The organism is Micromonospora echinospora (genome assembly GCF_900091495.1).
GTDB classification, from domain to species: Bacteria; Actinomycetota; Actinomycetes; order Mycobacteriales; family Micromonosporaceae; genus Micromonospora; species Micromonospora echinospora.
Genome location: NZ_LT607413.1, coordinates 6,964,626 through 6,989,664, shown reverse-complemented (window position 1 = coordinate 6,989,664; position 25,039 = coordinate 6,964,626). Strand labels below are relative to the sequence as shown.

Sequence of the window (25,039 nt, the reverse complement as noted above, 5' to 3'; positions counted from 1 at the left end):
ACCCCCACCCCCGTCCACCTCTCCATCCCCCGGGAAGAAGGTGTCGCCTCACCATGTCCAGACTCCGTACCAGAGTCGTCGCGGCGCTCGCCGCGATCGGGCTGGTCCTCACCGGGCCGGCCCCGACCCCGGCCGCCGCGGCCGGCGGGCCCAACCTCGCCCTCGGCCGCACCGCCACGGCCAGCAGCACCAACGCCCCGTACGCCGCCGCGAACCTCACCGACGGCGACCCGAACAGCTACTGGGAGAGCAGCGGCGCGCTGCCCCAGTGGGCCCAGGTCGACCTGGGCAGCGTGCAGTCGGTCGACCAGGTGGTGCTGCGGCTGCCGGTGAGCTGGGAGACGCGCACCCAGACCCTCTCGGTGCAGGGCAGCACCGACGGCAGCGGCTTCGCCACCCTGGCCGCCGCGGCCGGACGGGTCTTCAGCCCGGCGGGCGGCAACACCGTCACCGTCAGCTTCCCGGCCACCCCCACCCGGTACGTGCGCGTGGCGGTCACCGCCAACACCGGCTGGGCGGCGGCCCAGCTGGGCGAACTGGCCGTGCACGGGGCGACGGCCTCGTCGACCAACCTGGCCGCCGGCCGGACGATGAGCGCCAGCAGCCACGCCGACGTCTACGGCGCGGGCAACGCCAACGACGGCAACCCGGCCAGCTACTGGGAGAGCGCGAACAACGCCTTCCCGCAGTGGCTCCGGGTCGACCTCGGCGCCACGGTCGGGGTCAACCGGCTGGTGCTCAAGCTGCCACCCGGCTGGGGCGCCCGGACCCAGACGGTGGCCGTGCAGGGCAGCGCCACCGGGTCGAGCTTCACCGACATCCTGGCCGCCGCCAACCACGCCTTCGACCCGGCCAGCGGCAACACGGTCACCCTCACCTTCCCCACCGCCAGCACCCGCCACCTGCGGCTGATGTTCACCGCGAACACCGCCTGGCCGGCCGGGCAGCTCTCCGAACTGGAGGTATACGGTCCCGCCACCGGGGACACCCAGCCGCCCAGCGCCCCCGGCAACCTCGCCTTCACCCAGCCGGCCCCAGACCAGATCCGGCTGACCTGGACCGCGTCCACCGACAACGTCGGCGTGACCGGCTACGACGTCTACGCCAACGGGGTGCTGCGCACCAGCGTCGGCGGGTCCACCCTGACCTACACCGACACCCAGCCGGCGAGCGCGACCGTCGCCTACCACGTCCGGGCCCGGGACGCGGCCGGCAACGCGTCCGCCAACAGCAACACGGTCACCCGGACCGGCAGCACCGGTGACACCGTCGCGCCGACCGCTCCGGGGAACCTCGCGTACACCCAGCCCGGCACCGGGCAGGTCCGGCTGACCTGGACCGCGTCCACCGACAACGTCGGCGTCGCCGGCTACGACGTCTACGCCAACAACGCGCTGCGGGGCAGCGTCGGCGGGTCCACCCTGACGTACACCGACAGCCAGCCGGACAGCGCGACGGTCTCCTACTTCGTCCGGGCCCGGGACGCGGCCGGCAACGTCTCCGCGAACAGCAACACGGTCACCCGGACCGGCAGCACGCCGGGCGGCAGCAACCTGGCCGTCGGCAAGCCGATCACCGCCTCGTCGACGGTGCACGTCTTCCAGGCGACCAACGCCAACGACAACGACGTGGCCACCTACTGGGAGGGCGCGCCGGGGGCGTACCCGAGCACGCTGACCGTCGCGCTCGGCGCGAACGCCAGCATCAGCGCGGTCGTGGTCAAGCTCAACCCGGATCCGGCGTGGGGACCCCGCACCCAGACCTTCCAGGTGCTCGGCCGGGAGCAGTCGGCCTCGTCGTTCGGCAACCTGGTCGGCTCGGCCACGTACTCGTTCAGCCCGGGCAGCAGCAACACGGTGACCATCCCGGTCACCGCCACCGCCGCCGACGTGCGGTTGCAGTTCACCGCCAACTCCGGCTCGTCCAACGGGCAGGTCGCCGAGTTCCAGGTGCTCGGCACTCCGGCGCCGAACCCGGACCTCACCGTCACCGCGCTGACCGCCAGCCCGTCCGCCCCGGTGGAGACCGACCCGGTCACCCTGTCGGCGACCGTGCGCAACGCCGGTCCGGCCGCCGCCGGAGCCTCCCGGGTCGCCTTCAAGCTGGGCGACACCACGGTCGGCACCGCCGCCGTCGGCGCGCTGGCCGCCGGGGCGCAGACCACGGTCACCGCGAACATCGGGGTCCGCAACGCCGGCAGCTACCAGGTCACCGCGGTCGCCGACGACGCGAACGCGGTGATCGAGCAGAACGAGTCCAACAACAGCCGGACGGCCGCGCTGACCGTCTCCCCGGTGGCCAGCTCCGACCTGGTGGCCGGCGCGGTCACCTGGTCGCCGGGCACCCCCACCGCCGGCCAGAACGTGACCTTCTCGGTGTCCGTCCGCAACCAGGGCAGCGTCGCCTCGGCCGGCGGGGCACACGGCATCACCCTCACCGTGCTCAACGACACCGGGGCAGTGGTCCGCACGCTCACCGGCTCGTACACCGGCGTCATCGCGGCCGGCGCGACCAGCCCGGCGGTGAGCCTGGGCAGCTGGACGGCGGCCAACGGCCGGTACACGGTGCGGGTGGCGCTCGCCGCCGACGCCAACGAGCTGCCGGTCAAGCGGGAGAACAACACCAGCGAGCGTCCGCTCTTCGTCGGGCGGGGGGCGAACCTGCCGTACGACATGTTAGAGGCCGAGGACGGTCGCATCGGCGGCGGTGCGCAGGTGGTCGGGCCGAACCGGACCATCGGCGATCTGGCCGGCGAGGCGTCCGGCCGGCGGGCGGTCACCCTGAACAGCACCGGCGCGTACGTCGAGTGGACCACCCGGGCGGCCACCAACACCCTGGTCACCCGGTTCTCCATCCCGGACGCCCCGAACGGCGGCGGCATCGACGCGACGCTGAACGTCTACGTCAACGGGACGTTGCACAAGCCGATCAACCTGACCTCGAAGCACATCTGGCTCTACGGCGCCGAGGCCAGCCCGAGCGACTCGCCGAGCGCCGGCCCGCCCCGGCACCTGTACGACGAGGCGAACGTGATGCTCAACGGCACCATCCCGGCGGGCGCCACGATCCGGCTCCAGAAGGACCCGGCGAACACCACCACCTACGCCATCGACTTCGTCAACACCGAGCTGGTGGCGCCCCGGGCCAACCCGGACCCGGCCCGTTACCGGGTGCCCACCGGGTTCAGCCACGCCGACGTGCAGAACGCCCTGGACGCGGTGCGGATGGACCCCACCGGCACCCTGGTCGGCGTCTACCTGCCTGCCGGCACCTACACCACCGCCCAGAAGTTCCAGGTGTACGGCAAGGCCGTCCAGGTGGTCGGCGCGGGGATGTGGTACACCCGCTTCCAGACCCCGACGGACCAGCAGAACACCGACGCGGGCTTCCGGGTCGAGCCGTCGGCCAGCGGCTCCACCTTCGCCCACCTGGCGTTCTTCGGCAACTACACGGTCCGGCAGGACGGGCCGGGGAAGGTGTGGGGTGAACTGAAGGATGTCGACGACCTCACCCTGGACAACGTCTGGGTCGAGCACACCGTCTGCGCGTACTGGGGGGTGAGCGTCAGCGGCCTGAGCATCACCAACAGCCGGTTCCGCAACACCTTCGCCGACGCGGTCAACATGACCAACGGCAGCACCGGCAACCGGGTCGCCAACTCGGAGGGCCGGTCCAACGGTGACGACGCGTTCGCGCTGTTCTCCGCCACCGACCAGGGAGCCGCCACCGGCAACCACGGCAACGTGTTCGAGAACCTCTCCGCGACGCTGACCTGGCGGGCCGCCGGGGTCGCCGTGTACGGCGGCTACGACAACGTGTTCCGCAACCTCTACATCGCGGACATGCTGACGTACTCCGGGATCACCATCAGTTCGCTGGACTTCGGGTACCCGTTCGTCGGGTTCGGGGCCAGCCCGCCGACCCGGTTCGAGAACATCTCGCTGATCCGGGCCGGCGGCCACTTCTGGGGGCAGCAGACCTTCCCGGCGATCTGGGTCTTCTCCGCCTCGAAGGAGTTCCGGGGCATCCGGGTGTCCGACGTCGACATCGTCGATCCGACGTACTCGGGAATCATGTTCCAGACCAAGTACCGCGCCCCGGGGCAGCCGGAGTTCCCGGTCACCGACACGGTCTTCACCAACGTGTCGATCTCCGGGGCCCGCAAGAGCGGCGACGCCTTCGACGCCAAGTCCGGTTTCGGCATCTGGGTCAACGAGATGCCCGAGCCGGGGCAGGGCCCGGCGGTCGGGTCGGCGACCTTCGTCAACCTGCGGCTGACCGACAACCACCAGGACATCCGGAACACCACCTCCACCTTCACCATCAACCGGAGCTGACCGTCGGTACGACACCGCCCCCGAAGCCCCGGCTCCGGGGGCGGTGTCCGTCCGAAGGCCGGTGGGCGGCGACGACGGCCGGTCACGCCGGTCGGAGCCGGCCGTGGGCGACCAGTTCGACGGTGACGACCACGGCGACCGCCTCCACCGCCAGCAGGCCGATCAGGACGAACAGTTGCGTGACCCCGGCGGTGAGCGGGTCGGCGCCGCCGAGCAGCACCCCGACGAACGCCCCCGGCAGCGTCACCAGCCCCACCGTGCGGGTCTGGTCCAGCGCCGGGACCAGCGCCTGCCCGGCCGCCGGACGGCACACCAGCAGCACCGCGTCCCGGGGGAGCAGGCCCAGCGCGAGCCCGGCCTCCACCTCGCCCCGGCGGGTGGCGAGTTCGTCGAGGGCCCGGCGGCCGGCCAGCGAGGTGGCGGTCATCGCCCCGCCGATCAGGATGCCGGCCACCGGGACGACCGCGATGCCGCGTGGCGGAAGCAGGCCGACCGCCAGCAACGCCGCCACGACCGGCAGGCTCCCGGCCCCGATCGGCACGGCGGCCCACCAGGTGCGTCCGCCGGTGATCCGCCGGCCGGAGGTCGCCGCCGCCACCGCCCACATGAGCAGGACGAAGCCGGCCGTCGCCGGGGCCGACCCGACGATGACGACGATGAGCAGGGACACGGCCGCCAGTTGGAGCGTGGCGCGGACGGCGGCCACCACGATCTGCCGACCGTGGCCGAGCCGGCCGAGCGTCACCACCGCCGCCGCGACGGCGGTCAGCGCCACCAGGGCGACCACCAGCCTCGGCCCGGTCACCAGCATCGTCGACGTCATGCGGTCCATGCCTACCGGACACCGGACCCGACGTGGATACCCAGGTCGGTCGAGTTAGGTTACCCTCGCCTAACTAATTCGACCGGGAGGACGAGTGGAACACGTTCGGGACCGATCGGCGTCCGGCCGGCTGGGTACGCTCACGGCGCTCTACGTCACCCAGTACCTGGGCATCGGCTTCATCACCATCGGCCTGACCGCGATCCTCCGCGACGGCGGCACCTCGCTGGAGACCCTGGCGCTGTTGAACGTCGTCGGTCTGATCTGGCCGGTCAAGTTCCTCTGGGCCCCGATCCTCGACCGGTACGGCTCCCGCCGCCACGGCCACTACCGGTCCTGGCTGCTCGTGCTCCAGGGCGGTCTGGTGCTGTCCCTGCTGGCGCTGCTGCCGTTCACCCGTCCCGCCGAGCGGCTCGGCCCGGTCGTCGCGATCTGCGCGGCGTACGTGCTGCTCTCCGCCACCCAGGACGTCGCGGCCGACGCGGTGGCCGTCCGGCTGCTCTCCGGGCGCACCCGGGGCACCGGCAACGGGATCCAGGTCGCCGCGAGCTACCTCGGCAACCTGCTCGGCGGTGGGGCCTGCGTGATCGTCTACGACCGCTTCGGCTGGGTTCCGGCGATCCTGCTGCTGGCCGTGCTGACCGCCGTCGGCCTGGTGGTGGTGTGGCGGTTCCGTGAACCGCCCCGCACGGACCGGGTGGCCCGCACCGGCCAGGCGTACCGGGCGCTGCTGTCGACGTTCGGCCAACCCGGCTGCCGGTGGTGGACCTTCGTCGTGGTGCCGCTGGTCTACGTGGGCGCCGGTGCGGCGTACGCGCTGGTCACGCCGGCGCTGGTCGACGCGGGCTGGACCCTGGAGCGGGTCGGTCTGGTCACCGGTGTGGTGATCAGCGTGCCGGCGATCCTGGCCGGACTGCTGGCCGGAGCCGGGATCGGCCGGTTCGGCCGCAGCGGCGTGCTCGTCGTCGGCGGCGTGGCCCTGGCCGTCTCCACCGTCCTGCTGCTGCCGCTGCTCAACGGCCACGCCCCGCTCGCCGGCACGGTCGCCGCGCTGGGCTGCTTCATGGCCGCGTACACCATCCTCAACGTGGTGCTCTACACGGTGAACATGGACTACTCCCGACCGGGCACCGGCGGCACCGACTTCACCGTGCTGTCGTCGTTCGGGCTGATCTGTTCGTTCGTCGCCGCCTCGATCGGCCTGGCCGGCGCGGACCGGGTCGGCTACCCGGCGGTCGCGGTCGCCTCCGTGGTGCTGGTCGCCGCCGGGGTGGTCGCCGGAATGCGGCACCAGCGGCGGTTCCACGGCCGGATCCGGCCGGACACCGTCCCCGACGACGTCCCAGCGGTGGTGGTCCCGGAAGAGGGTCGAACCGTCGTGGCGTGAGCCCGGCCGCCCCGCCGGTCGGCGCGTTCCGTCGCGACACGCCGGGCGTGGCGGGCGGCGACGCGTCAGCCCGGAAGGGCCGGGGTATAGGGGCCGCATGGACGATCGTGTGATGGTGTTCGCGCCAGCGCCGTTGTTGACCGTGACCATCGAACAACAGGCCGACGCGGTCGAGCTGCACCTGCACCCCGGCGGGCAGGGCGTCTGGCAGGCGCGGATGATCGCCTCCCTGGGCGTCCCGGTCACCCTCTGCGTGGCGCTCGGCGGGGAGGTCGGTGACGCGCTGCACAAGCTGCTCACCGAGGAGGACGTGACCGTCCGGTCGGTGTTCCGGCAGTCCGGCAGCGGCTGGTACGTCCACGACCGGCGGGACGGCTCGCGGGCGGAGATCGCCGAGTTCGCCGGAGCGCCGATGGTCCGTCACGACATCGACGAGCTGTACACCGTCGCCCTCACCGAGGGGCTGCGCGCCCCGGTCAGCGTGCTCAGCGGCCCGGCGGACCCGTCGGTGGTCGACCCGGACATCTACCGGCGGCTCGCCGCCGACCTGACCGCGAACGACGCGGTGGTGGTCGCCGACCTGTCCGGGGACTACCTCACCGCCGTCGTCGAGGGCGGCGTGGCCCTGCTCAAGGTCAGCCACGAGGAGCTGCTGGACGACGGCCTGGCCGAGGACGACAGCGTGGAGTCGCTGCTGGCCGCCGGGCGTCGCCTCCAGGAGCAGGGCGCGGCGTCGGTGCTGATCAGCCGGGCCGGTGAGCCCAGCCTCGGGCTGCTCGACGGCCACGGCACGGTGGAGGTGCACGTCCCCCGGTTGGAACTGGCCGACCACCGGGGCGCCGGTGACTCGATGACCGCCGGCATCGCGGCGGTGCTCGCCCGGGGTGGGGACCTCGACGAGGCGGTGCGGACCGGTGCCGCCGCCGGGGCGCTCAACGTCACCCGGCACGGGCTCGGCACCGGCCGGGCCGAGGCGGTCCGCGAACTCGTCAGCCGGGTGCGTCTCGCCCCGCTGGACGACAGGTAGGGGAGGGCAGCGGTGGAGGATCGTCGGGTACGGGTCCTGGTGACCAACGACGACGGCATCCGTGCGCCGGGGCTGCGCCGGCTCGCCCAGGCGGCGTACGAACGGGGCCTGGACGTGGTGGTGGCGGCCCCGAGCGAGGAGGCGAGCGGGATGAGCGCGGCCCTGTCGGCGGTGACCGACGACGGGCGGGTGGTCCTCAGCGGGGCCGGACTGGACGGCCTGCCCGGCGTCCCGGCGTACGCCGTCGCCGCCTCGCCGGCCTACATCGCCGTGCTGGCCGGGCTGGGCGCGTTCGGTCCGCCCCCGGACGTGGTGCTGTCCGGGATCAACCGGGGCGCCAACGCCGGCCACGCGCTCCTGCACTCCGGCACGGTCGGCGCGGCGCTCACCGCCGCCAACCAGGGTGCCCGGGCCATGGCGGTCTCCCTCGACGTGCTCTCCCCGGCCGTGGCGAGCGCCGGCACCGGCGGTGCCGCGATCGCCGTGCTGGACACGGTCGACGACGAGGCCCGCAACTGGGCCACCGCGGCGGAGCTGGCCGGATGGCTGCTGCCCTGGCTGGTCGGGGCCGACCCGGGCACGGTGCTCAACCTGAACGTGCCGGACGTGCCGGTGGCGGAGGTCGCCGGGCTGCGGCAGGCCACCCTCGCCCCGTTCGGGCAGGTCCAGATGACGATCGTCGAGAGCGGCCAGGACCACGTCCGGACGGCCTTCGAGGAGAACGGCGCCCAGCCGGTTCCCGGCTCCGACCTCGCCTGGCTCGCGGAGGGGTACGCCGCCGTCACCGCCGTCCGGCCGCCGGGGCACGCCTCCGACGTGACGGTGCCGACCGGCTGGCCCGCGCCGGGCGGTGCGGGCCAGCCGGAACAGCCACGTGGTCAGCGGGAGTAGTGCTCCACCACGAGCTGTTCGTCGCAGATCACCGGCACCTCGGCGCGGGCGGGCAGGCGGGTCAGACGCGCGGTCAGCCCGGACAGGTCGACGTCGAGGTACGGCGCCGGCCGCTGCGGGGCGTGCGCGCCCGAGGCGGCGACGACGAACGGGGTCTTGGCGCGGCTGTTTTCCGCGACGGCGAACCGGTCGCCGGGACGCAGCCGGGCCGACGGCCGGTCCACCCGCCGGCCGTTGACGGTGACGTGCCGATGGGTGACGGTCTGGCGGGCCTGGTAGATGGTGCGGGCGAAGCCGGCCCGCAGGACGAGCGCGTCGAGCCGGGTCTCCAGGTCGACCACCAGCTCCTCACCGGTCTTGCCCGGCCGGCGCAGGGCGCGGTCGAACGCCCGGCGCAGTTGGCCCTCGGCGACGTCGTACTGCGCCTTCAGGCGCTGCTTCTCCCGGAGCCGGACCTTGTAGTCGGAGTCCTTGGTCCGGGCCCGGCCGTGGTCGCCGGGCGGGAACGGACGACGCTCGAAGTACCGGACACACTTGGGGGTCAGGGGGATGCCGAGACGTCGGGACCGTTTGATCTTGGGACGGGACTGGTTCATCGTCACCTCTCGTGTAAGGTAAGGTTAACCTAACTTGGAGGCGACGTGGTGGGCAAGACGGTGGTGGCCGACCGGGCTGCCGAACGGCTGTGCACCCTGCTGGTCGGCACGGAGTCGCTGACCCTGCGGACCCCCGACCACCGCGCCGACCTGACCGGCCGGCACACCGTCGACCGGGACGGCCGGCTCCGCCTGGCGCTGCCCGCCGACAGCCGCATCGCCCGGCACCTCCTCGCCGCCGGCGAGGTCGCCGCACAGGTCGAGGTCACCGGTCTCGCCCCGGTCCCGATGCGCGACCGGGTCCGGTCCCGGGCGACGCTGGCCGGCTGGCTGGCCGTGGTGGACCCCGGCGACACCGACGTGGTCGTCCGCCTCGACCTGGTCACCGCCGAGCTGGTCGACGCCGACGGGGACGCTCCGGTCGACCCGGAAGACCTCGCCGCCGCCCGGCCCGATCCACTCGCCGCCGCCGAGGCGGACCTGCTGAGGCGGCTGGGCGACCAGCGCCAGCAGACCCTGTCGACCCTGGCCCGGCTGGTTCCGGCGGCCCTGCGGCGGGAGGCCCGACGCATCCACCCGCTCCGGTTGGACCGGTGCGGGCTCGTCCTCCGGCTGGAGTCCGCGACCGGCCACCGCGACGTCCGGTTGCCGTTCAGCAGGTCGCTGCGCGGCCCGGACCAGGTGCCGGCGGAGATCGCCCGGCTGCTGGCCCGCTGCGGCTCCCGCTGACCCGGCCGGTCCCGCGCCGGCCGCCGGGTCGCCCGATCAGGTCGCGGAGCTGCCGGTTTCACCGCGTGACCGGGCGGTCCCGTCGTCGGGCGCGGCGAACGCCCGCCGGTGGTCAGCCCCGGACCGGGAGAGGACCGGTGGACTCGCGGACCACCAGTCGGCACGGTTGCCGGATCACCCCCGGGGCGAGCCGCCCGTCGAGGGCGGCGAACAGGTGCGTCACCGCCGTGGCCCCGAGTTGTTCGAGGTTGAGGTCGACGGTGGTCAGCGGGGGGTGGCAGTCGGCGGCGAACACCTCCCAGTTGTCGTAGCCGACGATCGCGACGTCGTCGGGGACGGACCGGCCGAGGGCGAGGACGGAGTGGGTGACCCCGGCTGCGATCTGGTCGCTGCCGCAGAAGATCGCATCCACCTCGGGATGGGTGGTGAGCAGCGTCCGGGCGGCGTGCCGGCCCCAGCGCTGGGTCCACTCGCCGTACCACGGCCGGCCGCCGGCCAGCGGGAGCCCGTGCTCGGCCAGCACCGCGCACAGCCCGGTGAACCGGTCCCGGGCGGCCCGGTAGCTCTCCGGCCCGGTGATGTGCGCGATCCGGCGGCGGCGCAGCGCGACCAGGTGCTCGGCGGCGAGCCGTGCGCCGCCCTCGTCGTCGGCGAGCACCGACAGGTCGCCGGGGTCGCTCGACTCGCCGTACACGTAGACCACCGGGACCGGGATGTCCCGGGTGAGGGACGGACGGACGTCGTTGCTGTCGCCGAGGATGATGAACCCGTCGACCTGGCGGGCCAGCAGCGCCCGGATGTAGTGCCGACGCCGGATCGCGTCCCCCCGGGCGTCGCAGAGCAGCACCGACATCTGCTCGTTGCCGAGGGCGTTCTCCGCGCCGAGCAGGATCGGGATGGAGAACCGACCGCCGAGTTCGTCGGTGAGCAGCCCGATGGTGCGGGTGCGGCCCGAGATCAGACCACGGGCCAGCACGTTCGGCTGGAACGCCAGCTCGTCGGCGGCTTGGAGCACCCGTTGCCGGGTGGCCGGCGCGACCTCGGCGCGGGCGTTGAGGGCCTTGGAGGCGGTGGCGACTGAAACGCCGGCGAGTCGGGCCACGTCGCTGAGGGTCACCGATCGGGATCGCTGTCTGCCCACCGAAATCCTTTCGACTGCGTTTCGACCAGCCTGGTCAGAGGAGAGTAGTGCCCGGATTCCGGAAGCGCCAGCAGTCGATATTAAGATCCATGTGGGTGAATGTATTGTCGAAAAGCTTTTCGTAGTCCATCGTAGCCTCAACACCCCCGGTGACTCCGGTCACTTACGAGCTGGCGGAGGGGCAATGACGAAGGCTTCGCCCGGTACCGATCCCACCGGTGGCCGTCCCGTGGTGCCGTCGCGTGGTGCGCTGCGACCCCTCGGCCTCGGCGAGGTGCGGGTCGTGGACGGCTTCTGGGCCACCCGGCAGCGGGTCAACGGTGGCGCGACCCTCGACCACGGGCGGTCCTGGATGGACAAGCTCGGCTGGACCGGCAACTTCACCGCCGCCCGGGCCGGTGCCGGCGAGGTCGACCGGCGGGGACGGGAGTTCTCCGACTCGGAGGTCTACAAGCTCGTCGAGGCGATGTCCTGGGAGGTCGGCCGCACCGCCTCGACCGACCGGGACCGCGAGGTCGCCGAACTGACCGAGCTGATCGCCCTGGCCCAGGCCCCCGACGGCTACCTGGGCACCGCCTTCGGCGGTCCGGGCCAGCGGCCCCGCCACAGCGACCTCGCCTCGGGGCACGAGCTGTACTGCACCGGCCACCTGCTCCAGGCCGCCGTCGCGCGGACCCGGACCGGAGGCGCCGGGCCGCTGCTCGACATCGCCCGCCGCGCCGCCGACCACGTCTGCGACACCTTCGGCCCGGACGGGACGTGGGGCATCTGCGGCCACCCGAACATCGAGCCGGCCCTGGTCGAGCTGGCCCGGCTCACCGGCGAGCAGCGCTACCTCGACCAGGCCGGGCTGTTCGTGCGGCGACGCGGGCACCGGAGCCTGCCCCAGCACCACTTCGGCTGGGCGTACTACAGCGACGACGTCCCGGTGCGAGACGCCACCGTGTTGCGCGGGCACGCGGTCCGTGCCCTCTACCTGGCCTGCGGGGCGGTGGACGTGGCGGTCGAGACCGGTGACGATGACCTGCTCGCGGCGGTCGCCGCCCAGTTCGACCGGACGCTGGCCCGGCGTACCCACCTCACCGGCGGGATGGGCTCGCGGCACATGGACGAGGCGTTCGGCGAGGACTTCGTCCTCCCGCCCGACCGGGCCTACTCGGAGACCTGCGCCGGGGTCGCCGCGGTCATGCTCGCCTGGCGGCTGCTGCTGGCCACCGGCGTCAGCCGGTACGCCGACGTGATCGAACGCATCCTCTACAACGTGGTCGCCACCGCGGTCAGCGACGACGGGCGGGCCTTCTTCTACGCCAACACCCTGCACCAGCGCGTCCGGACGGTGGACGTGCCGACCGACGAGCAGCAACTCGGCTTCGGCGGGGGACCGCGCGCCCCCTGGTTCGAGGTCTCCTGCTGCCTGCCCAATGTCGCCCGGCTGCTCGCCAGCCTCTCGGCCTACCTGGTCACCGCCGACGACGAGGGACTGCGGATCCACCAGTACGCCGACGCCGACGTCGACACCCGGCTGCCCGACGGCCGGCGGGTGGCCCTGCGGATGCGTACCGGCTACCCCGACGACGGCGTGGTGACCGTGCGGGTGACCGCGACCGACGGCGGCGGCTTCCCGCTCACCCTGCGGGTGCCGGAGTGGGCCACCGGGGCGGTGCTGGTCACCCCGGCCGGCCGCCGACCGGCCCCGCCCGGCCCGGTCACGGTGCGGCACGCCTTCGTCGTCGGCGACGAGGTCCGGTTGGAACTGCCGCTGCGTCCCCGGTTCACCCACCCCGACCCCCGCGTCGACGCGGTGCGCGGCTGCGTCGCCGTCGAGCGGGGACCGGTGGTGTACTGCGCCGAGGCGCTCGCCGACGAGGATCTCGACACGCTGCGTGTCGATCCGGGGAGCCTCCCGGTCGACGTCGACGGCGGGGTCCTGGTCCGGGCCCGGTTCACCGCCCCGGGGGAGCGGGCGTGGCCGTACGGGCCGACACCCCGGCGTGCCCCCGGGGCGCCCCTGACCGGCCTGCGACTGCTGCCGTACCACCGGTGGGCCCGGCGTGGCCCGGCGACCATGCGGGTCTGGTTGCCGGTGACCTGAACCGGCCCGGCCGCCCCCGGACGTGTTCGTCTACCCCGCTTCCGGCGGAAGGAGAGACCGATGGGACCGCGAGGTCTTCGAGTTGTCGCCGTGCTGACGGCAGCGATCGTGGCGACGGCCGTGGCGGCCTGCGGCGGCGACGACCCGCCGTCGGCCACCGGCCCGTCCGGGGTCGACGACGGCGCCACGTTGACCCTCTGGACCAGGGCGGCCACCGAGTCGGTCTCCCGGGCGTACGCCGAGGCGTACAACGCCACGCACCGGAACAAGGTGCGGGTGACCGCGTACCCCAACGAGGAGTACCCGGCGAAGCTGGCCTCGGCGGCCGGTGCCCGGGCGCTGCCCGACCTGTTCGCCGCCGACGTGGTGTTCGCCGCGCAGTACGCCGCGCAGGGGCTCTGGACCGACCTCACCGACCGGTTCGCCGGGCTCGACGTGCGGGACCGGGTGGCCCCGGCGCACGTGCGCGCCGGCACCTGGAAGGACCGCAACTACGCGGTCCCGCACACCATCGACATGTCGGTGATGCTCTACAACAAGGACCTCTACCGGCGGGCCGGACTCGATCCGGAGCGACCCCCGACCTCGCTGCGGGAGTTCGCCGAACACGCGCGGGCCATCGACCGGCTCGGTGGTGACGTGCACGGCACCTACTTCGGCGGCAACTGCGGCGGCTGTGTGGAGTTCACCTTCTGGCCGTCGGTCTGGGCGGCGGGCGGCGAGGTCCTGGACGCCGAGGGACGGACGGCCCGGATCGACTCCCCGGAGATGGCCGACGTGTTCGCGCTCTACCGCTTGCTCTACGAGGAGGGCGTCGCCGCGCCGGCCTCCCGGGACGAGGCCGGACCGACCTGGCTCGGCGCGCTCCAGGCCGGCCGGGTCGGCATCGCCCCCGCCCCCTCGGTCTGGCTCGGCATGATCGAGTCGAAGGGCGTGTCGATGGGGGTCGCGCCGATCCCCGGCCTGACCGGCGGGGCGTCCACCTTCGTCGGCGGGGACGCGATCGGCATCGGCGCCACCAGCGACCGGGCCGCCCAGGCCTGGGACTTCCTGGCCTGGACCATGTCGGACGAGGCGCAGGTCGAGGTGGTCGCGAAGAACAAGGGGGTGCCCACCCGCACCGACCTGGCGGCGAACCGGTACTCCGCGACCGACCCGCGACTCACGCTGATCAACGGCCTGGTGGCCCGAGGCCGGACGCCGTACGCGGAGAACTTCAACGCCTCGTTCAACGACCCGCAGAGCCCCTGGCTCCGCACCGTCCGTGGCGCGTTGTTCGGGGACGCCCCCCGCGCGCTCGCCGAGGGCAACACGGCCATCACCAGGTCACTCCAGCAGGGCTGACCCGCCACGCGGTCCCGGCCGTCGGCGTCCGGCGTCGCGGGTCCGCCCTCCCCGGACCGGAGGAACAGATGCCCACCACGGTGCTGCCCCCGTCGACCGGCGTCGACCGGCGCGGGGCCACCACGTCCCGCCCCGGGGGCCGGTCGCGCCGTGGCTGGTCGCGCTCGCGGCGGGAGGCCCTGACCGGCCTCGCCTACGCCACCCCGACGGCACTCGTGGTCGGCATGTTCTTCCTCGTCCCGCTGGTCCTGGTCGGCTGGATGTCGCTGCACCGGTGGCCGCTGCTCGGCACGCCGACCCGCAACGCTCCGGACAACTACACCGCCGTCGCCGACGACGAGCTGATCCGGTCGGCGGCCTGGTTCACCCTCCGGTACACGCTGATCATGACGGTGCTGCTCTTCGCGGTCGCGCTCGGGCTGGCCCTGCTGCTGCAACAGCGCCGACGCGGGGTGGGCTTCCTCCGCGCCGCGGTGGTCCTGCCGATGTCGGTCGGTTTCGCCAGCGCCTCCCTGCTCTTCCTGGGCCTGCTCAGCGACGAGATCGGCCCGGTCACCGACCTGCTGCGGTGGCTCGGGCTGGTCGACGGGCACGTCTCCCTCACCAGCGGCAGCGCCGGCTCGGCGCTCGGCTCGACGGTGCTGCTGGTGCTGTGGCGGTTCGCGGGGTTCAACATGCTGATCCTGCTGACCGGGTTGCAGGCGATCCCGCTGGAGGTCTACGAGGCGGCCCGGCTCGACGGCGCGTCCCGCTGGCAGACCTTCCGGCGGATCACGCTGCCGCTGCTGCGGCCGTCCGTCGCGCTGGTGCTCACCCTGATGGTGACCGGCTCGCTGCTCGCCTTCGACCAGTTCTGGATCCTCACCCGGGGTGGGCCGGACAACAGCACCACCTCGCTGGTGATGGTGATCTACCGCGAGGCGTTCGTCCGCCTCGACCTCGGTTCGGCGGCCGGCATCTCGGTGGTGCTGCTCGCCGTGCTCCTCGTCGTCAACGTCGTCCAGCTCGGCGCGCTGCGCCGACGTTCCCGATAGGGGGCGCAGGGTCATGACCGGTTATCCGACGGCCACCCGGTGGGGCTTCCCCGTCACCGGCGCGGCGCTGGCGATCCTGTTCCTGTTCCCGCTGCTGTGGAGCGGGTGGGCGTCGGTGCGGACCGGCACCGGGTTCGGTCTGGAGAACTACGACCGGTTGTTCACCTCCGACCACGGCATCCGCCCGTACCACCTGGTCAACAGCGTGACGGTCAGCGCGTTGACGGTCGGCGGCACGCTGCTGGTCGCGACGCTGGGCGGCTACGCGTTCGGGCGTTTCCGGTTCCCCGGTCGGGACCTGCTCTTCCTGCTCACCCTGGCGATCCTGATGGTGCCGTACGCGACCATCCTGATCGCGCTCTACGTGCTGCTCGGCTGGATCGGCCTGGAGGACTCGCTGGTCGGGCTGAGCCTGGTGCTGATCATGTTCCAGCTGCCGTTCTCCGTCTTCATGATGCGCAACTCGTTCGAGGCGGTGCCCCGGGAGCTGGAAGAGTCCGCGCAGGTCGACGGGGCGGGCAGCGTGGGCGTGCTGCTCCGGGTCCTGCTCCCGGCGGTCCGCCCCGGGCTGGTCACGGTCGCGCTGTTCGCGTTCCTCACCTCGTGGAGCGAGTTCTTCGCGCCGTTGATCCTGCTCAACTCCACCGACCGGTTCACCGCCACGCTGGCGGTGGTCAACATGCGTACGGCGAGCCACGGATCGATCGACTACGCCGCGCTGGAGGCCGGCGTGGTCTTCATGGCCGTGCCGTGCCTGCTCCTCTTCGCGTTCCTCCAGCGCAGCTACGTCCGGGGGTTCGCCTCCGGTGCGGTGAAGGGCTGATCCCGGACCACCCGCGATGGGCCGCGGGACCTGGGCGGGTCCGGGACAAATAAATCGACAAACTTCGATCAAGGGGATCAGATGAGACAGTGGTGGAGACGAATCGTCGCACCCGTGGCGGCCGGGCTGATGGCCGCCGGCCTCGGCCTCGTCGCCGTCGGGGCGACCGGGGGCGTCGCCCAGGCGGCGCCCGGGGACAACCTGGCCTGGACGGCGACGCCGAGCGCGTCGTACACCTCGCCGTGGGAGGACGTCGCGGCGATCCGGGACGGCATCGACCCGACCTCGTCCAACGACACGGCCAACCCGCGCTGGGGGACCTGGCCCAACCAGGGCCAGCAGTGGGCGCAGCTCACCTGGACCGCGAACCAGACGATCCGCGCGGTCGAGGTCTACTTCTTCGACGACAACGGCGGGGTGCGGCTGCCCGCCGCCTGGCGGGTGCAGTCCTGGAACGGCAGCTCCTACCAGGACGTCACGGGCGCCTCCGGATATCCGGTGGCCGCGAACCGCTACAACCTGGTGACCTTCACCGCGGTCAGCACCAGCCGGCTGCGGGTGCTGCTCGACAGCGGCGCGGGCTCGGTCGGGCTGCTGGAGGTCAAGGCGCACGCCAACCCGCCCGGTGGTAACCCGCCGACCGGCTGGAACCCGCCGGGCAACCTGGTCACCCCGCTGGGCGAGGTCTGGGCCCACCAGGAGGCGACCTATCCCAACCTGTACGGCTTCCGCAACTACGGCTGGGACCAGGTCTTCGCCAACCGGGGCAGCCTGAACTTCTGCGTCCGCTGGGACTCCCCGGCCAGCGTCTCCGCCGCGTTGCGTGACCAGATCCACGCCACCCTGGCCCGCCAGTACAAGAAGTGGATGGACGTGATGGTCGGCCACAACAACTGGCCGTACGCCACGGTGCCGATCAAGGTGGTCGGCTGGGCGGTACGGGACCGGGCCCAGTTGCAGTGGTCGGACACCTCCGTCGACATCTACGTGAACGACATCCGGGAGAACGCCCCACAGTGCGCCGAGGGGTGCGGGCGGTTCTTCAACCAGAACGGCCAATACCCGAACTGCCCCGGCGGCGCGGCCCGCCACTACGACCAGTCGCTCTGGCTGACCGCCGGCATGGGCGGCGGCGCGGGCGGCGACTGGGGCCAGCGGATGGGCAGCGAGTACTTCGTCAACAACATCAACGCCGAGAACATGACCATCCTGCTGCACGAGATCGGCCACACCTTCGGCCTCGACGACTTCTACGACTGGTCGCCGAGCGGTGTCGGCGGGTTCCTGATGAAGGCCGGCTCCGCCAGTGCCATCACCGAGTTCGACGCGTGGATGTTCCGCGACTGGTGGCGGCACCTGAAGAGTCGCTACGGGCTGTGAACCACCGGCCCGCCGGGCACCCGCCCGGCGGGCCGCCGCACCGCACCCCCTCCCGAGAGAGGCGACGCCCATGTTCCGTCCACCCGAGTCCCGGCGTGCCGTCCACTGGGCCGGCGTGGCCACCGCCGTCACGCTCGTCGCGCTCGGCGCGGTCGTGCCCGCCGCGCCCGCGCCCGCCGCCAACCCGATCGTCACCCACGTCTACACCGCCGACCCGGCCCCACTGGTCGTCGGCAACACGATGTACGTCTACGCCGGCCGGGACGAGGCACCCACCGGCACCAACAACTTCGTCATGCGCGAGTGGCGGGTGCTCTGCTCCACCGACGCGGCGACCTGGACCGACCACGGGGCGCGGGCCAACGTCGGCACCTTCCCCTGGGCCGGCGCGGACGCCTGGGCCAGCGAGGTCGAACCTCGCAACGGCCGGTACTACTGGTACACCTCGGTCAACGGACGCGGCCCCGGCTGGATGGACATCGGCGTGGCGGTGGGCGACAGCCCGCTCGGCCCGTTCACCGACGCCAAGGGTGGCCCGCTGGTCAGCGACAGCACCCCGAACTCCTCCGGCCTGAACATCGACCCGACCGTGTTCACCGACGACGACGGCCAGGCGTACCTCTACTGGGGCGGGTACTGGGGGGTTCGGGCGGCGAAGCTCAAGTCGAACATGGTCGAGCTGGACGGGCCGGTGGTCACCCCGCAGGGGCTGACGAACTTCTGGGAGGCCCCCTGGATGTTCAAGCGCAACGGCCTCTACTACCTGATGTACGCCGCCAACGACACCGGCGGCTGCGTCACCGACTCGGCCTACGCCTGCCAGCGCTACGCCACCGCGACCAGCCCGCTCGGCCCGTGGACCCACCGGGGCGTGGTGCTCGACCGGGTCTCCTCGACCACGAACCACGCCGGGGTGGTCCAGTTCAACGGCCAGTGGTACATCGTCTACCACAATGCCGACGCCCCCGGCGGCGGCAACTTCCGCCGCTCCGTCGCGGTGGACCTGCTGCACTTCAACGCGGACGGCACCATGCGCAAGGTGGTCCAGACCGCCACCGGCCCACCGCCCAACCCCGGCGGCCCTCAAGGACCCCCGGCCGGCACCAACCTCGCCCCCTCGGCCACCGCCACCACCTCGTACGTCTCACCGTGGGAGAGCGTCGCCGCGCTCCACAACGGCGGCGTGCCGGCCAACTCGGCCGACCGCAGCAACCTGGCGTACGGCAACTGGCCCCAGCAGGGCACCCAGTGGGTCGAGTACACCTGGCCGGCAGCCCGCCAGGTGAACCGGATCGCCACCTACTGGTTCGACGACGACCAGGGCATCGACCTGCCCGCCTCCTGCCAGGTGCAGTACTGGAACGGCAGCGGCTACGTGCCGGTGCCCGGCCAGTCGTCCTGCCCGGTCGCCGGGAACACCTACAACGTCACCACCTTCGGCACCGTCAGCACCACCCGGCTGCGGCTGGCCGTCACCGCCCGCTCCGGTCTCTCCACCGGCCTGCTGGAGTGGCTCGCCTACCAGCCCTGACCGTCCCCCTCCACCCCGTCCCTGGAGGTGTCCCCGTGTTCCGCACCCGCACCCGAGGCCGGGCGCCGACCGCACTGGCGCTGGCCGCCGTGCTCACCGTCGGCGCGCTGGCCGTCCCCGCCGCCCCCGCCCACGCGGCCCAGACCATCGGCTACCCCACCTTCTCCGGCCCGTCGGTGCCCGCGCCGCCGGTCGGCTACACCACCGGCAACATGATGAAGGCCATCTACGACGCCGAGGCCGGCGGCACCGACTTCTGGATGGACCGGCTGCTCGCCCGCCCCGGCAACGACCCCGCCGGCCCCTGGCTGATGACCCGGGGCCGGGGGTTCTACATGAACACCCACAACCCGGCCGTGATCGGTTTCGGCGGCAACGCCGCCTACTGGGACAACATCAGCAGCCAGAACGCCTACGCCGTGGCGGTCACCCCGGGCACCTTCACCGAACAGGTCGGCAGCCGGTGGCAGTCGCCGAGCCACTGGAAGGGCGTCTACACCAGCGGCGCGGTCCGTCTCGACCTGACCAAGTTCGTCACCCACCAGAACGTCGCGGTGACCAACCTGACCTTGACCAACACCGGCGGCGCCGCCACCACGCTCCAGCTCCGGGCCACCTCGCCGTACGCGACCAGCGGCACCGGCGGCGAACTCACCGGCAGCCGGCAGGTGAAGAACAACCTCACCACCATCCACCCCCGGCTGGCCGGGGACGGCTTCACGGTCAGCGGCGGCGGACTCGACCGGTCGGTGACCCTCGCCCCCGGGCAGAGCGTCACCACCAAGGTGGTGATGGGCTTCGTCACCACCGAGATCCCCGAGTCGCTGACCGAGTACCAGACGTACCGGGCGTACACCCCGGCGACCGCCTTCGCCACCCACGTCCGCGACTACAACCGCTGGTGGGCGGAGAACGTCCCGTACGTCGACGTGCCCGACCCGGCGATCAAGAAGAACGTCTACTACCGCTGGTGGCTGATGCGCTACAACTACCTCGACGTGGACATCCCGGGGCAGGACTTCCAGTTCCCGGTCTCCATCGAAGGGGTCACCGGCTACAACAACGCCATCGCGCTGACCCAACCGATGCACATCGACGACCTGAAGTACCTGCGCAACCCGATCTACTCGTACGGGCCGTGGCTGTCGGTGGGGCAGACCTCCAAGGGCGGCCGGTTCATGGACAACCCCGGCGACCCGGAGAACTGGTCGAACTCCTACACCCAGTACATCGCCGAGGCGGCCTGGCGCAGCTACCAGATCCACGGTGGACAACCGGTCATCGCCGGCCACCTGGCCCGCTATGCCGAGGGTGACGTCAAGGGACAGCTCGCCACCTACGACACCAACGGCAACGGCGTCATCGAGTACGACTGGGGCGCGATGACCGGCAACGACGCCGACGCGGTGTCGTTCCACTGGCGCGACGGCAACCTCGACCGGGCCGAGACCGCGTACGTCTACAGCGGGGCGGTCGCCGCGCAGCAGGCGTACGCGCTGGTCGGCAACACCGCCAAGGCGGCCGAGATGCAGGCGCTGGCCGAGCGGATCCGCTCCGGCGTGCTCACCACGCTGTGGAACCCGTCCCGGCAACTGCTGGAACACAGACACGTGGCGACCAACACCCACGTGCCCTGGAAGGAGATCAACAACTACTACCCGTACGCGGTGGGCCTGATGCCGAACACCGAGCAGTACCGGCAGGCGCTACGCCTCTTCGACGACCCGGCCGAGTACCCGGTCTTCCCGTTCTTCACCGCCAACCAGCGGGACAAGGCCGCCGCCGCGGCGGCCGGCAAGCCGGGCAGCAACAACTTCTCGACCATCAACTCCACCGTGCAGTTCCGGCTCTACTCCTCGGTGCTGCGCAACTACCCCAACCAGTGGATGACCGCCGAGCACTACAAGAAGCTGCTCTACTGGAACGCCTGGGCGCAGTACGTCGGCGGGAACACCCAGTGGCCGGACGCCAACGAGTTCTGGAGCGACTGGAACGCCACCACGAAGACCATCACCTACCGGTCCTGGATCCACCACAACATCCTCGGCAGCAGCAACTGGACGGTGATCGAGGACGTGGCCGGGCTGCGCCCGCGCACCGACGCGCGGGTGGAACTCGACCCCATCGACATCGGCTGGTCGCACCTGGCGGTGAACAACCTGCGGTACCGCAACATGGACCTGAGTATCGTCTGGGACGACCCGGCCGACGGCGTCACCCGCTACCCGGGCGTGCCGCAGGGCTACTCGATCTACCTCGACGGCGTCCGGGCGGTGACCGTCGACCGGCTGACCCGGGTGGTCTACGACCCGGCCACCGGCACGGTCGAACTGCCCGAGGGCGGCACCGCCACCCACCGCACCGCGGTCCCCGGACTTCGCACGCCGCAGGCGGTCACGCACACCGCCGACCGGATGGTGGACATCTTCGCCAAGGCCGGCGCCGACCTGACCGCCACCCTGCCCAACCTGGCCCGGGGCGCGGCCACCTCCGCGTCGTACACCGCGTCGGGAACCTCGACGGCGGCGGCGGTGGACGGCTTCCCGATCAACGAGCCGATCTGGGGCAGCCACGGCTCACCGAACGCCACCGACTGGTACGAGGTGAACCTCGGGCAGAGCCGCACGGTGGACGACGTGTGGCTCTACTTCCGCAACGACCGGGCCACCAACCGCTACCGTCCGCCCAGCTCGTACACGGTGCAGTACCTCGACGGCGGCACCTGGGTCACCGCGCCGGGCCAGGTGCGGACCCCCGGCGTCGTCCGGTCCAACTACAACCGGGTCCGGTTCGCCCCGGTGACCACGTCGCGGCTGCGGGTGCAGTTCACCCACGCCGCCGGCTTCCGTACCGGGCTGACCGAGGTGCAGGTGTACCAGCGGGGCGGCGGTGGCGTCCCGGATCCGGGGACGAACCTGGCCCGCACGGCGACCCCGTCTGCGTCGTACACCTCGCCCTGGGAGAGCGTGGCCGCGATCAGCGACGGCGTCGACCCGCCCTCGTCGAACGACACCGGCAACCCCCGGTGGGGGACCTGGCCCGAGGTCGGCCAGCAGTGGGCCGAACTGACGTGGGCCTCCGCGCAGACGGTCCGCTCGGCCCGGGTCTACTTCTTCGACGAGGGTGGGGGCGTACGGCTCCCGGCGTCCTGGAAGGTGCAGTACTGGACCGGCGCCGCCTGGGCCGACGTGACCGCCGCCGGCGGGCACCCGGTCGCGGCCGACCGGTACAACGACGTCGCGTTCACCCCGGTCACCACGACCCGGCTGCGCGTCCTGCTCGCCAGCGGGACGGCCTCCGTCGGCCTGCTGGAGGCGCAGGTCTTCGGCTGACCCGCCCTGGTACACGCCGGGCCGGCCCTGCGGGGGTGGGGGCGACCCGGCCGGCGGGAGGCCCGGAGCGGACCGCCGCTCCGGGCCGCTGCGGCCCTCGCTCCTGGCCGACTGGGACCCGGTCTGCGGGTTCTGACCCGGCGGGTGGCCGGCGCGCCGATGCCGGCGCGCGACGCTTCCGGGGCCGTCGGGGCGCCTGGCCCCTGCCCGTCCGGTGCCGTGTCGCAGCGGACGGGCAGGGGACTTGCCGTCACCGTGATTGCCCGCCACGACTAGGGTTCGGCGGGGCGACACATGGTGGAGGCAGAGTTGAGCCAGGAAGAAGACGGCCCGCGCGAGTCCGCGGCCGACACCCCGAGGAGCGGTACGGGTGCCCCGGCGGCGCCACCCGTACCGGCACTGTCACCCGGGCGGGGTCCCCGGGTGCGGGCCGCGATCCGCCGGGTGGCGGTCGTCGCGGCGCAACTGCTCGTCATCGCCGCCGCGCTGGTCGGACTCGGTTACCTGCTCGGCCGGCTGTGGGTCGTCCTCTTCCCGGTGGTGCTCGGCCTGCTGCTCACCACGGTGCTCTGGCCGACCGTGCGGTTCCTGCGCGCGCACCGGTGGCCGCCCGCCCTGGCCGCGGCGACGGTACTGCTGGCGTTCCTCGCCCTGCTGACGGCGCTCGGCATCCTCGTGGTGCCGCCCGTGGTGGGCCAGATCGGCGAGCTCACCGACCAGGCGACGGCCGGACTCGAACAGGTGCGCAAGTGGCTCACCGGCCCACCGCTCAACCTCGGCGAGGACCAGATCGGCGAGACGATCGACAACGTCTTCACCGCGTTGCAGTCCAACGCCCAGAACATTGCCGGCTACGTGCTGACCTGGGCCACGTCCGTCGGGTCCGGCGTGGTCAACGCCGTGCTGGCCCTGGTCCTGTGTTTCTTCTTCCTCAAGGACGGCCCCCGCTGGGTGCCGTGGCTGGCGGCGCAGACCGGCCCGCGCGCGGCGGTGCACGTCGCGAGTTTGTCGGATCGGAGCTGGCGGACGCTGTCGGAGTTCATCCGGCAGCAGGCCCTGGTCGGCTTCATCGACGCCTTCTTCATCGGCATCGGCCTGTGGGCGTTCGGGGTGCCGCTGGTCCTGCCGCTGGCGGTGCTGACCTTCTTCGCCGCCTTCATCCCCATCATCGGGGCGTTCGTCGCCGGGGCGTTCGCCGTCCTGATCGCGCTGGTCGACCAGGGCCCGACCACCGCGTTGATCATCCTTGGCATCGTCGTGGCGGTGCAGCAGGTGGAGGGCAACGTCCTCCAGCCGCTGCTCCAGGGGCGCGGGCTGAGCCTGCACCCGGCGGTGGTCATCCTCGCCGTGGCCGCCGGCAGCAGTCTTGCCGGGATCACCGGCGCCTTCCTGGCGGTGCCGGTCGCGGCGATCGTCGCGGTCGCCTACCGGTACGCCCGCGACCACCTCGACAACCACCCCTCGGCCGTCGACCCGTCGGGTACGCCGGCCGAACCGCCGCCGGCGGGGCCAGGTGCCGCCCGCGAGGCGGACGACCGGGGGTAGGCGGACGTCCGGCCCGCACGCGTGACGCGGCGGGCTGGACGGGACGGCCGTGACTAGCAGCGCGGCACGTTCGGGATGTAGCCGTCGTACCCGGTGTACAGGTAGGCGTCGGAGACGTAGCGGTTGGTGCCGATCCGGTGCCAGATGCTGGAGGTGCCGTAGGGGCCGGTGACGGCGGTGCCGGTGGCCTGGCAGTAGACGCTCACCGCCGCGCCCCCGCTCAGCGAGCCGACGACGGCGTACCCGGTGCCGGGCCCGGAGCGCACGTTGAGCACGGCGGTGCCGCTGTGCACGGTGCCGGAGCCGATGCCGGTGACGCCGTTCACCAACTGCATGTAGTAGGTCCAGTTCCAGTGCGGGCCGGGGTCGGTGTGGGTGGCCCCGGGCACCTCCTTGTGCGCGATGATGTTGCTGCGGGTCTTGGGGATGCCGTACTTGTTCGCGAGGTTCCGGGTGAGCGCGGCGGACGCGCGGTACATCGCGTCGGTGAACCAGGCCGGGTTGTCGACCCAGCCCTCGTGCTCGATGCCGATCGACTGGGTGTTGTAGGTCCAGTTGCCGGCGTGCCAGGCGATGTCCTTCTCCCGCACGGACTGGGTGACCGCGCCGTCCGAGGAGCGGAACGTGTAGTGCGCGCTGACCTTGGACGCCGGGTTCTGGAACCAGTTGATCGCGCTGGTGTACGAGCCCTGGGTCACGTGGATGACGACGTGGGTGATGGGCTGGCCGGTGGGCCGGGTGGCCACCGTGTAGTTGCTCGTGCTGGCCGGCACCCAGGCCGCCGGTCCGTAGTCGGTGCTCAGGATGGTGGTGTCCGTCGCGGCGTCCGGAGACGGCGCGGGCACGGCCGCGTGCGCGGACGGGGCGGTGCCGAGGACGGCGCCCTGGAGGACGACCAGGGCCAGGGACACGCTCGCCCATCGCCGGAGTCGCATCGGTTCTCCCATCGACAAGGATCAATGAATATCGATGGGGTGACGATAGGGCCAGGAAGCGAAGCTTGTCTACAAGCTGTTCGTCCGGAGTG

17 protein-coding genes are annotated in these 25,039 nt (G+C 72.4%); 13 read left to right on the top strand and 4 right to left on the bottom strand.

Features of this window, described 5'->3' with window-relative positions:
- The first annotated feature begins 53 nt into the window (after positions 1-53).
- Positions 54-4,337, top strand: coding sequence for a galactose-binding domain-containing protein (locus GA0070618_RS29660; protein ID WP_088984579.1), 4,284 nt, complete (start codon positions 54-56; stop codon positions 4,335-4,337).
- Positions 4,338-4,419: 82 nt separating this feature from the next.
- Here GA0070618_RS29660 and GA0070618_RS29655 read toward each other — a convergent pair whose 3' ends face one another.
- Entirely contained in the window at positions 4,420-5,160 is a 741-nt protein-coding gene (locus tag GA0070618_RS29655; RefSeq protein ID WP_231931507.1) for an ABC transporter permease, read from the bottom strand.
- 94 nt (positions 5,161-5,254) lie between these two features.
- On the opposite strand from GA0070618_RS29655, the gene GA0070618_RS29650 reads away from it, so the two are divergent.
- From GA0070618_RS29650 to surE, 3 genes are all read left to right on the top strand, one after another.
- Entirely contained in the window at positions 5,255-6,547 is a 1,293-nt protein-coding gene (locus tag GA0070618_RS29650; RefSeq protein ID WP_088984578.1) for an MFS transporter, read from the top strand.
- Between the two features lie 97 nt (positions 6,548-6,644).
- Complete coding sequence (locus GA0070618_RS29645) at positions 6,645-7,574, top strand: 1-phosphofructokinase family hexose kinase (RefSeq protein WP_231931506.1); 930 nt, start codon at positions 6,645-6,647, stop codon at positions 7,572-7,574.
- Between the two features lie 12 nt (positions 7,575-7,586).
- Positions 7,587-8,465, top strand: a complete 879-nt coding sequence (surE, locus tag GA0070618_RS29640) for a 5'/3'-nucleotidase SurE (RefSeq protein ID WP_088984576.1) — start codon at positions 7,587-7,589, stop codon at positions 8,463-8,465.
- Here the strand turns inward: surE and rpsD are convergent.
- A complete protein-coding gene (gene rpsD / locus GA0070618_RS29635) occupies positions 8,453-9,061 on the bottom strand; it encodes a 30S ribosomal protein S4 (protein ID WP_088985931.1) in 609 nt (202 codons plus the stop codon). The genes surE and rpsD overlap by 13 nt on opposite strands.
- Positions 9,062-9,106: 45 nt before the next feature.
- Here rpsD and GA0070618_RS29630 point away from each other — a divergent pair, with 45 nt between their 5' ends.
- Entirely contained in the window at positions 9,107-9,790 is a 684-nt protein-coding gene (locus GA0070618_RS29630) for a DUF2470 domain-containing protein (RefSeq protein WP_172900345.1), read from the top strand.
- Between the two features lie 112 nt (positions 9,791-9,902).
- On the opposite strand, the gene GA0070618_RS29625 is transcribed toward GA0070618_RS29630, so the two are convergent.
- Positions 9,903-10,931 (bottom strand): LacI family DNA-binding transcriptional regulator, encoded by a 1,029-nt coding sequence (locus GA0070618_RS29625; RefSeq protein ID WP_088984575.1) that lies wholly within the window; start codon positions 10,929-10,931, stop codon positions 9,903-9,905.
- A gap of 184 nt (positions 10,932-11,115) precedes the next feature.
- Between GA0070618_RS29625 and GA0070618_RS29620 the strand changes: the two genes are divergently transcribed.
- The 8 genes from GA0070618_RS29620 (at position 11,116) to GA0070618_RS29585 (ending at position 24,012) form a co-directional block, all read left to right on the top strand.
- On the top strand, positions 11,116-13,023 hold the full coding sequence (locus GA0070618_RS29620; RefSeq protein WP_088984574.1) for a glycoside hydrolase family 127 protein: 1,908 nt from the start codon (positions 11,116-11,118) through the stop codon (positions 13,021-13,023).
- Positions 13,024-13,113: 90 nt separating this feature from the next.
- Positions 13,114-14,367: an ABC transporter substrate-binding protein gene (locus tag GA0070618_RS29615; protein ID WP_197701683.1), complete on the top strand. Its 1,254-nt coding sequence runs from the start codon at positions 13,114-13,116 to the stop codon at positions 14,365-14,367.
- A gap of 68 nt (positions 14,368-14,435) precedes the next feature.
- Positions 14,436-15,401, top strand: coding sequence for a carbohydrate ABC transporter permease (locus GA0070618_RS29610; RefSeq protein WP_088984572.1), 966 nt, complete (start codon positions 14,436-14,438; stop codon positions 15,399-15,401).
- Positions 15,402-15,414: 13 nt separating this feature from the next.
- On the top strand, positions 15,415-16,224 hold the full coding sequence (locus GA0070618_RS29605) for a carbohydrate ABC transporter permease (protein WP_088984571.1): 810 nt from the start codon (positions 15,415-15,417) through the stop codon (positions 16,222-16,224).
- A gap of 81 nt (positions 16,225-16,305) precedes the next feature.
- On the top strand, positions 16,306-17,604 hold the full coding sequence (locus GA0070618_RS29600) for a cellulose-binding protein (RefSeq protein ID WP_231931505.1): 1,299 nt from the start codon (positions 16,306-16,308) through the stop codon (positions 17,602-17,604).
- 70 nt (positions 17,605-17,674) lie between these two features.
- Positions 17,675-19,135: a glycoside hydrolase family 43 protein gene (locus tag GA0070618_RS29595; protein ID WP_088984570.1), complete on the top strand. Its 1,461-nt coding sequence runs from the start codon at positions 17,675-17,677 to the stop codon at positions 19,133-19,135.
- Positions 19,136-19,170: 35 nt separating this feature from the next.
- Positions 19,171-22,467: a galactose-binding domain-containing protein gene (locus GA0070618_RS29590; RefSeq protein ID WP_231931504.1), complete on the top strand. Its 3,297-nt coding sequence runs from the start codon at positions 19,171-19,173 to the stop codon at positions 22,465-22,467.
- A 309-nt stretch (positions 22,468-22,776) separates the two neighbouring features.
- Positions 22,777-24,012, top strand: a complete 1,236-nt coding sequence (locus GA0070618_RS29585; RefSeq protein WP_231931503.1) for an AI-2E family transporter — start codon at positions 22,777-22,779, stop codon at positions 24,010-24,012.
- Between the two features lie 53 nt (positions 24,013-24,065).
- Here the strand turns inward: GA0070618_RS29585 and GA0070618_RS35015 are convergent, their stop codons facing one another.
- The gene (locus GA0070618_RS35015) at positions 24,066-24,947 is read right to left on the bottom strand and encodes a peptidoglycan recognition protein family protein (protein WP_157749039.1); all 882 of its coding nucleotides are present in this window, start codon (positions 24,945-24,947) and stop codon (positions 24,066-24,068) included.
- Positions 24,948-25,039: the final 92 nt, after the last annotated feature.